The 13,257-nt window shown below is 47.8% G+C and carries 10 protein-coding genes; 1 reads left to right on the forward strand and 9 read right to left on the reverse strand.

The genetic code is table 11. The annotated features are described in order from the left end of the window. The first annotated feature begins 18 nt into the window (after window positions 1–18). Complete coding sequence (locus tag V7S65_RS24725; RefSeq protein ID WP_336388272.1) at window positions 19–447, forward strand: terpene synthase family protein; 429 nt, start codon at window positions 19–21, stop codon at window positions 445–447. Window positions 448–476: 29 nt separating this feature from the next. Here the strand turns inward: V7S65_RS24725 and V7S65_RS24730 are convergent, their stop codons facing one another. The 9 genes from V7S65_RS24730 to V7S65_RS24770 all read right to left on the reverse strand — a co-directional run bounded on the left by V7S65_RS24730 (window position 477) and on the right by V7S65_RS24770 (window position 13,182). Then, complete coding sequence (locus tag V7S65_RS24730; protein WP_111579158.1) at window positions 477–944, reverse strand: NDR1/HIN1-like protein; 468 nt, start codon at window positions 942–944, stop codon at window positions 477–479. A gap of 13 nt (window positions 945–957) precedes the next feature. Further along, window positions 958–1,938, reverse strand: a complete 981-nt coding sequence (locus V7S65_RS24735) for a TlpA disulfide reductase family protein (RefSeq protein WP_336388151.1) — start codon at window positions 1,936–1,938, stop codon at window positions 958–960. Window positions 1,939–2,025: 87 nt separating this feature from the next. Continuing rightward, the gene (locus tag V7S65_RS24740; protein WP_079472511.1) at window positions 2,026–3,183 is read right to left on the reverse strand and encodes a TlpA disulfide reductase family protein; all 1,158 of its coding nucleotides are present in this window, start codon (window positions 3,181–3,183) and stop codon (window positions 2,026–2,028) included. A 70-nt stretch (window positions 3,184–3,253) separates the two neighbouring features. Further along, window positions 3,254–5,368 (reverse strand): carboxy terminal-processing peptidase, encoded by a 2,115-nt coding sequence (locus V7S65_RS24745; protein ID WP_336388152.1) that lies wholly within the window; start codon window positions 5,366–5,368, stop codon window positions 3,254–3,256. 27 nt (window positions 5,369–5,395) lie between these two features. Next, window positions 5,396–6,211: a hypothetical protein gene (locus tag V7S65_RS24750; RefSeq protein ID WP_336388153.1), complete on the reverse strand. Its 816-nt coding sequence runs from the start codon at window positions 6,209–6,211 to the stop codon at window positions 5,396–5,398. Between the two features lie 26 nt (window positions 6,212–6,237). Continuing rightward, window positions 6,238–7,728: a RagB/SusD family nutrient uptake outer membrane protein gene (locus V7S65_RS24755; RefSeq protein WP_336388154.1), complete on the reverse strand. Its 1,491-nt coding sequence runs from the start codon at window positions 7,726–7,728 to the stop codon at window positions 6,238–6,240. A gap of 24 nt (window positions 7,729–7,752) precedes the next feature. Further along, window positions 7,753–11,397, reverse strand: a complete 3,645-nt coding sequence (locus V7S65_RS24760; protein ID WP_336388155.1) for a SusC/RagA family TonB-linked outer membrane protein — start codon at window positions 11,395–11,397, stop codon at window positions 7,753–7,755. 75 nt (window positions 11,398–11,472) lie between these two features. Continuing rightward, window positions 11,473–12,582, reverse strand: a complete 1,110-nt coding sequence (locus V7S65_RS24765; protein ID WP_336388156.1) for a FecR family protein — start codon at window positions 12,580–12,582, stop codon at window positions 11,473–11,475. 48 nt (window positions 12,583–12,630) lie between these two features. Beyond that, a complete protein-coding gene (locus V7S65_RS24770) occupies window positions 12,631–13,182 on the reverse strand; it encodes an RNA polymerase sigma-70 factor (RefSeq protein ID WP_168771446.1) in 552 nt (183 codons plus the stop codon). Between the last annotated feature and the right edge of the window lie 75 nt (window positions 13,183–13,257).

Genomic DNA, 13,257 nt, shown 5'->3' on the forward strand with positions numbered 1-13,257 from the left:
CCTGTTCATTACCCGCTGCTGAGCGACTACCTGGTTATCCGGGAAGATCTCATTGGCGTTTATCCAACTGCCGATCTCGCAGAAATAACAGGAACTACGCTGCTCACCAACGAAGTGCTGGAGAACCCCGTAATAAAGCAACTCAGGAAACTGACAAGCCTGATAGTAGCGCTTTCCAACGATATTTTCTCCGTCAGAAAGGATGAGAAAGAAAAGGAAGCCATGAATGCGGTATTGATCATTCAACATGAACAACAGTGTACCCTGGATAGCGCCTATGCGGAAACAGTGCGGCTACACAATGAATTTACAGCAGAATTTGTGCATACCTGCAACCACCTGCCCCACTTTGGGCAGCAGGACAAAACCGTGCGCCGGTATATAGAAAACCTGTCGCATATTATCCAGGGACATCTCTCCTGGTATCAGTACTCTGCCAGGTACTGATACCAGCCACCTTACAGCAACGGGGGAAATCAGTTCATTTGCAGGTCCAGGTAATGCCGGCCATCATAGGCAATATGGATTGTTTTGGAGAACCATCCCACACTGCCTTTCATGGTACCCTTGAAAGAAATGTGTACAGAGTCCTCCAGGTTAATGCCTGTTTGACCCAGTTTATTGAAATCCGGCGCCACTGTTACCGGCACTGTGAATAGCGCATGCGCCGGCACATTTATCACGGTATCAATGTGAACCTTTCCCAACAGGAAAGTATCCAGCATCAGCTCCAGGTCGCCGCTTTTAAACGTAAAACCGAAATTATTAGGATTATAATAGATGCCTTCTATTTTCAGCGCCGCGCGCTGTGGCGTGATATTAAAAATCCTGACGGCCAGCTTTTTTGGCAGCCGTGGCTCGGGCGTTTGAAACACCGTGCAGCCGGAGAGAAATATGCCCATGATAAACGTAAGTAACAGTTGTAGTTTTTGTGTAACAGTCATATCGTTTGTTATCTTATTTTACCAGTTTATCCAATTCTTTTTCCAGCTGATCTTTTTTATAGAAGTCCAGTGATGCAGCAATCTTTCCATCTTTCCCTACTATCACCACATACGGGATGCTGGTGATATTAAAATTCTTCTGCACACCCGCACCTGCTTTGAAGCCGCCTTCTGTAAGTCCCTGCAGCCACTCCATTTTAGTTTCGTTCACAGCAGTTTGCCATTTGGCTTTATCGTCATCAACAGATACGGCTACAAATACCACTCCCTTCTCTTTAAACTTGTTGTAATGGTTCCGCATCTGTGGAATGTAAGCGCGGCAGGGAGCGCACCACGATGCCCAAAAATCCAGCACCACAATTTTCCCGGTCATGTCCCCGATGGAAAATGCGTGGCCATTGGGGTCGGTCAGTTTCAGTTCCGGTAATGCAGCGCCTGCGCCGGTGCGCTTAAATGATTCAATCTTTGCCAGCAACGCCTTTCCATGCCAGGTGCTTTTCCCTGCAGGGTTCAGGAGATCATAACCTGCCTGTGCCTTCTCCGCTGTGGAGGCATTCCGCAGGGCCAGCCAGGCCGATAATTCCAGCGACGGGTTGTCCTTCACGTATTCCATAGGCGGCTTATTATTGTGCTGCTGATAGGTATAAAACTGATCATTCAACGGGCCGCCTTTAAAAGAAGTTCCTTTCAGTGAATCCAGGCTGGACTCAACAGTATAACTGGTATTTTCCAGGAATACCAGTACTGTTTTTGTACTCACTTTTAACTGCACCAGCTCCGGGTGTTCCAGTTTTCCGGAAAAGGTAAACTCGCCGTTGACGATCCGTACTCTTGGCGGCAGCATTACCGGCTTCCCTTCAGCATCAACATGTTCAAGGATAGCTACGTATCCGCTGATGACGCCCGTTACTTTCCCTTTGATCACAAACCCTTCTTCCGCCAGGCTGTATAAGGGCAGCAGCAGGAAGATGATTATTTTAATGATAGAATGCATATGAATGGTATCTTTTTAGTAAACAAAAAAGGGCAACAGCACAGCGATAGTGCCGTTGCCCCTGGCGGAAGTGTTACCTCAAACAGTTTATTTAATTGTTTCCATTAATTTTTTATCCAGCGCATCGCCATAAAGATCCCTGGCAATTATTTTTCCGTCTGGTCCGATCAATATGTTGGAAGGAATGTAGCTGGCGCCGTAAGCTGCAGCTGCCGTATCGCCCCAACCTTTCAGGCTGGAGAGATTGAGCCAGTTCAGCTCGTGCTTTTCCATAGCTTTTACCCAGGCTTCTTTTTTGGAATCCAGCGAGATGCCTACCATCACGAAGTTTTTATTTTTGAACTTTTCATTGGCTGCTTTCAGGTAAGGGATCTGTGGTTTGCAGGGACCGCACCAGCTGGCCCAGAAATCTACCAGTACATACTTTCCTTTGAAATCTCCCAGCGATACCATTTTACCATTTACATCAGGGATGGTGAAAGCCGGCGCAGCATCGCCTATCTTTATCTGGCCTGGTCTGCCCGGTGTTTCCCCTTCTTCATTCATCTTTAATGAAAGGAGTGACGGGTCTACTTTACCCGGGTTTTTCCAACGTTGCAGGATCCTGCCGGCTTTTGCGTGTTCACCGAGGCCATCGTAAAGCGCTTCCATCTCTTTATTATCCTTACTGAAATATACCGTGATGATATAACCGGTAACACCGGAATTCGGATGAGCCAACACCCATTTACGGAGTATATCTTTCTGCCTCTTTTCCACCTCGCTACCCTGTTTGCTGTAGGCTTCCGCAGCATCCTCATCACCTATTTCCATTGCTTTATGGTACTTCTGTTCCAGCTCTGCAAACAACTTACCATCGCCTTTGTCCGGGGAAGTGAGGTCCATTACTTCTTCCCATTCCTTTACCCAGGAGTCGCCTGAAAAAGTGGCGTCTTTAAAATAACCGCCTTTCCCGGTGATGTTCATCTTTCCTTTTTCCAGGTATACCAATGCGCCGCCCAGTTCCGGGTTGCTGCCTATCTGCATAATATATACGCTTCCTCCTTTGGACATCGGCATCGTTAACCTGAACTGGTGGTTTTTAATGACGGTGCTGGCGGTATCACCGGAATAAGGTTCGTACAGGTTCACCACGGTATCATTCGGGGATTTATCCAGCCTGGCCGTAATGATAGCCACTTCCTCCTGCGCATACGCAGCAAAGCTTCCCATGCAAAAAGTGAGTGCAAACAGTTTTCTCATCATGATTAGTGCGTTTAAGTATTAGGCAATCATTACCGCAAAACGGGTGAAGCCAGTTGTTAATTAATTATAATTATGGCGCTACCGGGTTAGCCAGCATATCTTCCAGCACCGACAGGGTTTCAGCGAGGTAAATATCTTTACCCAGTTTCTCCAGCCACTCTTTGTAAGAAGCAGTATTAACAGCGTCATTCTTTTGCCGGGCCGGATTTATGTTTCTTAACATAGATGGCTGTACGGTCAGTACCTCTTTGCCTTTCAGCTCTTTGGCCTGTTGTATATTTTTCTGACATCCCGATATCTGTTGATAGGCAGCGCCGAACGACAATAAATCCAGCGGCGTGGGTTGCTCCTGCAACGTTTTTAACTGGCGGGTATTTGCGGCGACAGTGGCAAAGGCAGGATTTTGCTGCACCCGTATGCGTGCGTGTTGCACCACTTCCTGGTAATTGAAAGCGAAAGTAAGCCGCTGATACGGAGGCAGGCCCACGGTATCGCATGCCAGCGCAGAAGAAAAATCTTTTTCCATAATGGATTGCAGCTCCATTCTATCCTGCAGCACAATATCGGGGATCACGCCTTTCAGCTGTGTGGATGATCCGTTAATACGGTAAAACTTCTCCGTGGTAAGCCGCATGCTGCCATAGTTTACATCAGCAATGCCTTTCTCCGGATTTCCCATTTTACCGATATTGATATTCATCTGGGCGGTACCTTTTCCAAAGGAAGAAGAAGTGCCCACAATGATTCCGCGGCCGCGGTCCTGCATTGCTGCAGCAAATATTTCAGAAGCAGAAGCGCTGCTTTCATCTACCAGCACGGTTAATGGTCCGTCGTACAAAGGCTCAACAGCCGGAGAGGAATACATCCGGATACTGTCTTTCCCCCTGAGCCAGGTGATAGGGCCGGCGGGTACAAAGCAATAACCCATTGTTACCACTTCATCGAGCGAGCCGCCGCTATTGCCACGCAGATCCATCACAATGCCATCCACTTCCTGCTCCTTGAGCTTCTCAACTTCGCGGGCTACATCATTGGCGGATCCGTTTATTTTGGTACCCGTAGGATCCATGTAAAAGAGGGGCAGGAAGATATAGCCAAAACGCTTTCCGTTCTTTTCAATCACGGCGCTTTTCGCCCTGTTTTCCTGGTCAATCACTTCATCTCTTTTTATCGTTACCGTTCTTTCTTTTTCACCGGGCTGCTGCAGCTTCATGGTAACGGCCGTTCCTTTTTCACCGCGGATCAAGCCGGTTACTTCATTGGCAGGAAGCCCGTTAACAGGCAGCATCTCCCCTTTGCTGTCGGCAACGGCGATGATATTATCATTCTCCTTTACCTGCCCGCTGCGGTAAGCGGTACCACCCGGCAGCAATCTTTTTATGTAATAATCTGATTCTTTGGTGCCCAGTTCTATGCCCAGTCCGTAGTAACGTTTGTTGAGCTGTTCGTTCATAAGCCGGTCCTGTGGCGCGGCATAGGTAGTATGCGGATCTATTTCAAACATGGCGGCGCTTACATACTGCGCAAATTTATCGTCGGCGCCACGTTGCCCGGTCGTCTGACGGAAATAATCGCTGTACCATTTACGTACCTTTTCACGGGCTTTGGCTTCCAGCACCGGGTCAACGGCCGCGAGGTGTTTGGCGGTATCGCCTTTGGCGGCGCTCATTTCCATATAGTGACGCAGGGTGTAATATTTCAGGAGCTTACGCCACAGTTCTTCCTGTTCCTGTTTGCTGGCGCAAAAGGGAAGATCTTTTCTCCAGGCCATTACGGTTTCTTTCTTTTTCAGATCGAAAGGCGTAGCCAGGATTTTCTGGCAAAGCCGGCTGGCCTCCCCTGCCCGTTGTTCATAGATCGCATAGGCTGCATCAAAAAAAGTAGTGGCGCCTGAGTTCAGCTGATCGTCGACCTGGTTCTTATACACCGCGAGGGCAATTACATCTTCCTGGAGAAACAGGTTGCTGTTGGGGTCCAGGGTGTGCAGGAACCGGTTCCATACCGCCGCGGAATAGGCGTCGTCAATGGGTTTGGGATGGTAGTGCTTTTTTGTAACCTTATTGATAGCGGCAGTGATAACGGCGCTGCGGTATTCGGTACCGGCGGGCGCCTGGGCATTCACTGTAAAGCCGGCAATGACAAACACGCCCGATAACAGGAGTTGCGCTCCTTTTAATGTTTTCATATAAAAATATTAATGCGGATAATATAATTAAGGTCTGTTGCCTATCGCCTGAAGATCTATCTGGTACTTGTTGAAAAACGTGGCGATAACAACGTCGTATTTCTTTCTTATCAATCCCTTTACATCTACCCGGCTGCTCAGCACCCCGGCTTCGAGTTCTTCTTTGGTATGACTGGTAATCACTTCAATGTATGCCAGGAAATCAGTTGCCACATTCAGCGCATTGGTATATGGCTCCACGATGCCTTCCTCCAGGAGTTTTGCAGGCAGCACCTGGCCATAGGCAGGTGGCGCCAGTGCTTTGAATGCATCCGGGATAATAGTGTTGTCGGTACGGAAGGTGCGTTCCATGTAGGCTCTGTGCAACCAGCCGCGGAGCTGCTTTCGTTGAGCCGGCGTTTTCTGCGCCAGGGTACTATCGGCCCAGCCAATAGCGAGCATGCTGCTGCTGGCGGAAAACCCGGTGGCAGAACGGGTAGTGCCTCCGCCAATATAAGAGGCGAGTAAAATCTTGTAAGGAAGCGTGGTTTTTAAAAACGCTTCCGGGTATACTTCCAGTAATTCTTCCCTGATAAACCGGAGAGTTGACGCCACATAAGCGGGATTAGCATTAAAAGCACTATCCGGCTTCCTGTCGTAATAGTTATACGCATAATCCAGCTGTGTAAATTTATACAGGATAAAGGTGTTGTATTTTTTATACCAGGCCACTATTGTATCATCGTAATCATGATTACCCTGTGGCAGCGTATATACGGGCGGGATAGGCTCCGGCGTTAATGCGGCCTCCTTATTACAGGCTATCCCTGCTAACAGCACCAGTACCAGGTAGTATAATCTCATATATGATTATTTACAGTTGAAAGAAGTTATTCGGGTAAACGCTTACCCGCGAATAATGGATTTTGTGTTAATGCCGGGTTGCGCGATAATACATCGGTGGGTATTGGCATTACATATTGCGGATCCCGCGCCGGCAACCGGAATACCTGTACGGTTACCTGGTTGGGTGTAAAAATGTGTTTGATCGATGGCATGCCATAGCGTCTCAGATCAAACCAGCGGTGCGCTTCTTCGCGGTATAGTTCCCTGCGGCGTTCTGTTCTGCACATTTGCAGCAACACGTCTCCGGGCTTTACTGTCCACGGTGTGAAAGAGGCCCGGTCAATCCGGTTGGCGCGAAGTGTATTCAGGCTTACCAATGCCTGGGCAGCTGCATTACCGTCGCCTGTTTTCCTGTATTTCTGGATGCAGGCTTCTGCACGGTTCAGGTAAGCTTCAGAGCTTCTCCACGAATTGGATAATTCGTTATTATGCCCGGAAACGGATGGAACATTCTTCATCTGTGAAAAATCGGGCGTCAGGAATTCTTTCATAAATTCCGGGTTTATATAAAATCCCGTTTGCTTGCGCAGATCATTCTCTTCAAAACAATCCACCAGGTCGTGTGAAATTTCATATGCCTCTGAATAAGCGTATGGCAACTGTTCCTCCGCCTGTCCATAGTTCCAGATACTTTCAATATTAGATGGTCCTATCAGCATTTTATGCTCTATATCAGGCATCCCTCCCCAGGTGTTCAGGTCCATTAACTGCGGGTGATACTTCAGTACTTCATCAGCATGACTGATCGCTTTATCCCAGTCTTCCATATAAAGGAATACCCTGCTGGCCAGCAAATGGGCAGCTACATGCGAAATCCGGTAATATTCGCGGGTAGCTTTGTATTTATCCAACAAATAAATGCCGCTATCGAGATCACTCACAATCTGGTTGTACACCTCTTTCACGGTATTCCTGCGGAGAAAAGCATCCGACAGGTCGGCTGTTTTCCTGATGGGCACGCCCGGGCTTTTATCAGGTGTGGTGAGAGAATCATTATAGGGTTTTGCATAGATATTCACCAGCATAAAGTGATAGAGTGCCCGTAATGTGTAGGCTTCTCCTTTAAACTGGTCTTTGTCGGCCTGCAGGCCCGTTGAATTATCCATATACTGAAGCGCAACATTTATGCCCAGCAACAACTTATAGTAAGTGCTCCAGGTATTGAAATTGATGGCATTGCCGGTAGCGGCAGTGGCGGGCTCCATATCTGGTTGCCACTGAAAGATGGGAGCGGCCTGGAATACCACATTTGAGTTGGCCAGGAGCGGTCCTGTATAGCACTGGGTATCATCATCCAGGAATACCATCCAGGGTTGCAGCAGTGTGGAATTGGTAGGGTATCCTTCATAATATAATATTTCTCCGAAATCATGGGTAGATTTAGGTATTACATCTGTTGGAGAATATTCCTGCAGGAACTTCTTACAGGACACTAAACACAAGGCGCCTATGATTACAAGCAACGATTTCTTCATGCTGTATTATTGAAATGAGTTACATTAAAAAGTAGCATTCAGGCTGAAAGCATACTGCCGGGTAAGCGGCAATGCACTGGTGCCAATTCCGTCAATTTCAGGGTCCTGCCCTTTTAGTTTCCTGTTGGCAACCGTAAAAACATTATTTATGGCCGCGCCAACGCTTAAATTCTTAATCCCGCTTCCCCTCAGCTTAGCAGCAGGAATGGTGTAGGTAAGATTCAGGTTGCTGCATCGCAGGTAGTTGTTACTGACTGTTCTCAAATCAGACATATTATAAGCTTGAAACGGATCCAGGGATATCTCTCCGGAGTTTGCAGCAGCACTGTTACTGATCACTTTATAGGGTATCACAAGCCGGTCCTGGTTGGCTAAAAGATCCATCATTACAGGAATATCTGTATGTAATTCGTCACCCGGTTTACGCCAGCGGTTCAAATAATCTTTGCTGAGATTGGTGAATGGCGCCGGCACCCCATTCAGTCCGTTTGTACGCGGGAAAGGATTATTGAGCCGTTTGCTGCTGCCAATACTAACGTAAAACAACATCACCGCTGAAAAGGATTTGTACCGGAACACCGGTTGAATACTTCCGGTGAAAGAAGGTTGAAGTTGCCCGGAATACACCAGGAAATCATCCGGATTGGACGTTTTTTCCTTGAGATCTAAATTCCTGAACGTTGGCAATCCATTATTGTGATTCAGCCCATTGTAGATATAAGAGTAAAAACCACTCACGGGTTTTCCGCGTAAGTGTCCAGTGCCATTAAAAAAGGAATTGTAGTCGTTGGGAATAATTTCATCAGATACCCGGTTACTGTTCCTGCTGGTAGTAAACGTAAAGGAGAGCGATGTGTTCCGCGATCTGATGGCATCTACATTGATCATGGCTTCCCATCCTTTGTTATATAACTCGCTTCCGTTCCTGTACATCATATCCATACCGTATTCGAAAGGGATCTCTATCATGTCCAGTACGTCTGTTGTTTTCTTCGAGTAATAATCAACATTCACCCGCAGGCGGCCATTGAACATGGCTACCTGGGTACCAAAATTCCACTGGTATGTTTTTTCCCAGCGCAACTCCGGGTAAGGCATGGTTTTTATGTGCAGGTAGGGTTTGCCGGTAATGGGATTTGTCTCTCCCACAACCGGGGAGTAAGTGGCCACCAGGTTAGGCCCCACTGCACTCACCACATTTCCCTGTGTGCCATAGGAACCTCTCACCTGCCAGTCGCTGATCAGGGCACTTACGGGAAACCAGCTTTCTGAAGAAGCATTCCAGCGGGCAGCAATACTGTAATTGGGTAAGAACCTGGAGTTGGAATACTGTCCAAACCTGTTGGAGCCATCTGTCCGGATGGTACCGCTTAGAACATAGCGGTTCATCATGCTGTAAGCTGCCGTACTGTAATAAGAAACGGAATTGTCGATGGCTTCGTTGATCGTTTCTGAACTAAATAATTTTCTGCCCATTACCGTTGGAAAGAATGTCTTTCCCCGGTCCGGAAAGTATCCCGGTTCCCTGGATGTAAGGCCATTGGCGGTTTCACTTCTCACTTCATTACCCAACGTAAAATTAAACTGGTCGCGGTCCTTTCTCACACCGGCATTGTAATCTAAACTGTTCCTCATGCCGAGCGACATGCTCTTCTGATTCATCATATAGGCCATGCCACCTGTGGGCAAACCCGTCAACATCATTTCCTGCGTTGGCGTCACTTCCGAACTCCAACCGCGTAACGCAGCAATTTCATAGGTTTGCTCATCAGCCGCGGTTAACCCGTCGGCGCCGCCAATAATCACATTGGAAGAATGGCGAAAGAATAATCCTTTCCTGATCTTATAATCCAACGATAAATTTAAACTGGAAGAATGGGTGCTGCTGTTGTTTTCAGAGTGACTGATTTCATTCTGTATATTATAAACATACGGCCGCCACTTTAACTGCACTGGCTGCCCGGCTATCATGTTACTGGGGGACTTCACCGGGTAAAAATCGTCCGGACTGTAGATGCGGCTTGTTTGCAGCGCATAGGTCAGCGGATTCACCGACTGGTAATACCCCGTGGATTTTATATAATTGCTTTGCATAGACAGGTCGAGGTTCAACCGTTTGCCGATTTGCGTGCGTACGCTTACATTCGCTGAATATGTTTTTTTGCCATCCTGTTTTGCAGCGCCGTTAAAGCCGCCGTAGCTCAGGGAAGCGTAATAGGTGGTTTTGCCGGCGCCGCCACTCATGCTGAGGGCATGCTGCATGCTCATCTGGTTCCTGAACAACTCCTTAAACCAATCGGTGTTCCGCGTTTGAATAGCGCCTACCTGTTCCTGGAATTCCGCTTCGGTGATTTGCCTGGCGTACAACTGCCTTAATAATCCTTCATATGAAAACCGTTCTTCGAACCCACTTGCATTTCCATTAAAAACTACGCCATCTTCTATCAATGATTTTGAGAAAGCTACCCGTTCTTTGGAATTCATCAGGTTTAACTGGTTGTAGGAAGGACGCGCCTGAAAAGATATATTTGAATTGTAGGTTACTTCCACCGGGCCGGCTTTCCCTCTTTTAGTAGTTACCACGATCACACCGTTGGCCGCGCGGGTACCATAAATAGAAGTCGCCGCGGCATCTCTCAAAAAAGTGATGCTTTCAATATCATAGGGGTTCAAACCACTGATGGCGTTTCCCATCAGTTCATAGTTGGATTGGGAAGGGCCAGTGAGCACATTATTCAACAGTGCTGAGGAGATATTAACCGGGTCGGGGCGTATCATACCATCGATCACCCAAAGCGGGGCGGCGTTACCGATTAAGGTGGAAGTGCCCCTGATGCGCATGGTAGGCTTTGCATTCACGCCACCGGAGGTATTGATCACCATGAGCCCCGGTACTTTTCCCTGCAGCATCCTGTCTACCGAAGGCTGACCGGGCTGCAATATATCGGCTGCATTTAGTTTTAATACTGAACCCGTAGCCAGGCGGGGATCAATTTTCTGATACCCGTTCACCACTACCTCCTGGATTTCCCGGGCAATGGTATCCATTCTAAAAGAAATCATTTGTTCATCCGACGGTTTCACTTTGTACAGCAGCGTTTTCATGCCTACCAGGGAAAGACTTACCTGTTCCTGCTCCCGGGCTACCAGCATAAACATGCCATCGGGCTGGGTAATGGTCATTTCTTTGGAGGTAAGTCCTTTAACGCTTACCCCTGCCAGGGGCGATCCCTGCGGATCTGTTACCCTCCCCCTGATGATCACTGCCATACTATTACCCTTATCTGCGGACACTGTTTGTTCGTAGATAATGATCCCTCCCATTTCCACCATAAACTCCAAACCCGTATTCAGCAATACCTGTTTGAGCAGGGATTCCAGGGTAACCCCATTTACTTTAACCGTAACAGGTGGCTGTCGTTTTATCAGCTCGCTGTTATAGGTAAAGCGGATATGCATCTGCGTACGCAGATCTTTCAGTACTTTACTCAGAGAGGATTTATTGGCTTCGTAAGAAATCTTTCTCGATAATATTCCCTGATCCGTATTCTCCTGCGCCAGTGCCCCGGTGCCGGTAAGGACCAGTAAAAGCAGTAACTGGTACGGTAACCGCATGACATAGCGCCGCGCTTCCTTCCAGCGGAAGGACAAGCCCAATAAATTTCTCATTCTGGTTTGGTATTATGGTTTAAGCAGCAACCCGTGGCTGCCTGCAATCTGATTGACTCCGGTTGATATTATTCCCTATTGACGTTTCATGATGTGCACTGTTTTGCCTTCCACCCGGAACCTTAAATTATTCATGCTATGGCTGATCTGGTTTAATACATCCTGTAAAACGGCCGGGCGGCGCATATCTAAAGTAAAACTTATTTTCTCAAGCGTTGGATCTTCAAAAACAAAAACATAATCATAATTACGGGCCAGGTAGCTGGTAATATCCAGCAGCGTGGCATCTTCAAAAAACAGGTCGCCTTCTTTCCAGGCGGTGAATACCCTGGCTTCCACAGTTCTTTTGTTCAGCGATCCGTTCTTATCATTATAAACGGCCTGCTCATCGGGTGCCAGCACGGTACTTTCCTGGCCGGCGGTTACCAGCAGCTTTCCACTGCTTAAGGTGGTTTGTATTTCCGGTCCGTAGGTATTTACGTTGAAGGCTGTGCCCAATACTTTCATGGCTACTTTGCCTGAGTATACCGTGAATGGCCGTTCTATATCGGCAGCCACGTCGAAATAGGCTTCTCCCTGCACATACACGTCCCGTGATGCGCCATTAAAAGCGGCGGGGTAGATCAGCCTGGAACCCGCATTGAGCCATACTTTTGTGCCATCTGCCAGCTGTAGCGTGAACTGTAATCCACGGGGTACTTCCAGTGTATCCATGGCCGTTACCAGGGTACGGCTAGCGCCCGCGCCATAAACAAGTGACGACTGATCTGCTTTGATAGAGGCGATACCGTTGTTTTGAATAACCTGTGTGCTGCCACCGAGCGTTACCTCATGGCCGTCCGATAACTTCAAACGTACTTTCCCTGCGGGCGTTTCATTGGCCAGCTGCGGAGGGTGCTGCCTGTTGAGGAATGTCCACAATCCCGCTCCGATGGCCAATACCAGTACTGCTGCAACGGCCAGCTTCACCAGCGTGAAATGGCGCGCCTGCCTGCGGTTCCTGGCCTGTACAAAATTTTGCCAGCCTTCTTCTTCCGGGAATTTCGCCGCTCCTATCCGCGACTGCATCTCTTTTGCTGCAGCCAGCATTGCCAGTTCCTCCTCATTCAGGGCTTCCCCGGCGCTGTCCCCATCCATCCGGTTCAGCAGCTTCTCCCAGTCTATTTCTTTATCATTTTCATTCATAACTTCGATAATAAAGGCAAACAAGTATGAAAAAAGGGTGAATGCCCGTCAATTATTTTTTAAGAAAAACAGGAAGGCGATGATTATATTCATCCACCGGCATTCTTTCCGTAAAAACTGCAGGGCCAGTTTTATCTGTGTTTTCACCGTATTAACAGAGATCCCCAGCGTTGCTGCGATATCCTTATATTTCAATCCATCCCGGTTACTCAGCAGGAAGATCCGGCGGCGTTGTTCCGGCAGCCGGGCTACAGCGGCCCATAGCGCTGCATTGCGGTCTGCTTCCGCTTCATTATCTTCCAGTGGAAAGTGCTGCGTCATATTTTCAATAACGGCTATTTCCTCCAGCGATGTTTTGCCCGATTTCTTTAAATAATTCAGCGAAGCGTTGCGGATGGCTCGAACGGCATAACTTTTAAAATCGTGGGTAATGCGGATAATATGCCGCTTACTCCAGCAATAAAGAAAGAAATCCTGTACGATATCCCTGGCCGCATCCTCATCTTCAACCACATAGTACGCGGCGGTGCACAGGAAGGTGTAATGAAGTTTAAACTGTTCTTCAAAAGAAACTACTTCACCTGATTTTGGTTGGTACATAAACCACTTTGTAACTTCATTGTTATCCGCACAAAGTATAATAAAATCCGGATTTATTTCCATCATCTGTTGTCC

The sequence above is a fragment of the Chitinophaga sp. CCNWYY40 genome, from assembly GCF_037483205.1.
GTDB lineage: Bacteria > Bacteroidota > Bacteroidia > Chitinophagales > Chitinophagaceae > Chitinophaga > Chitinophaga ginsengisegetis.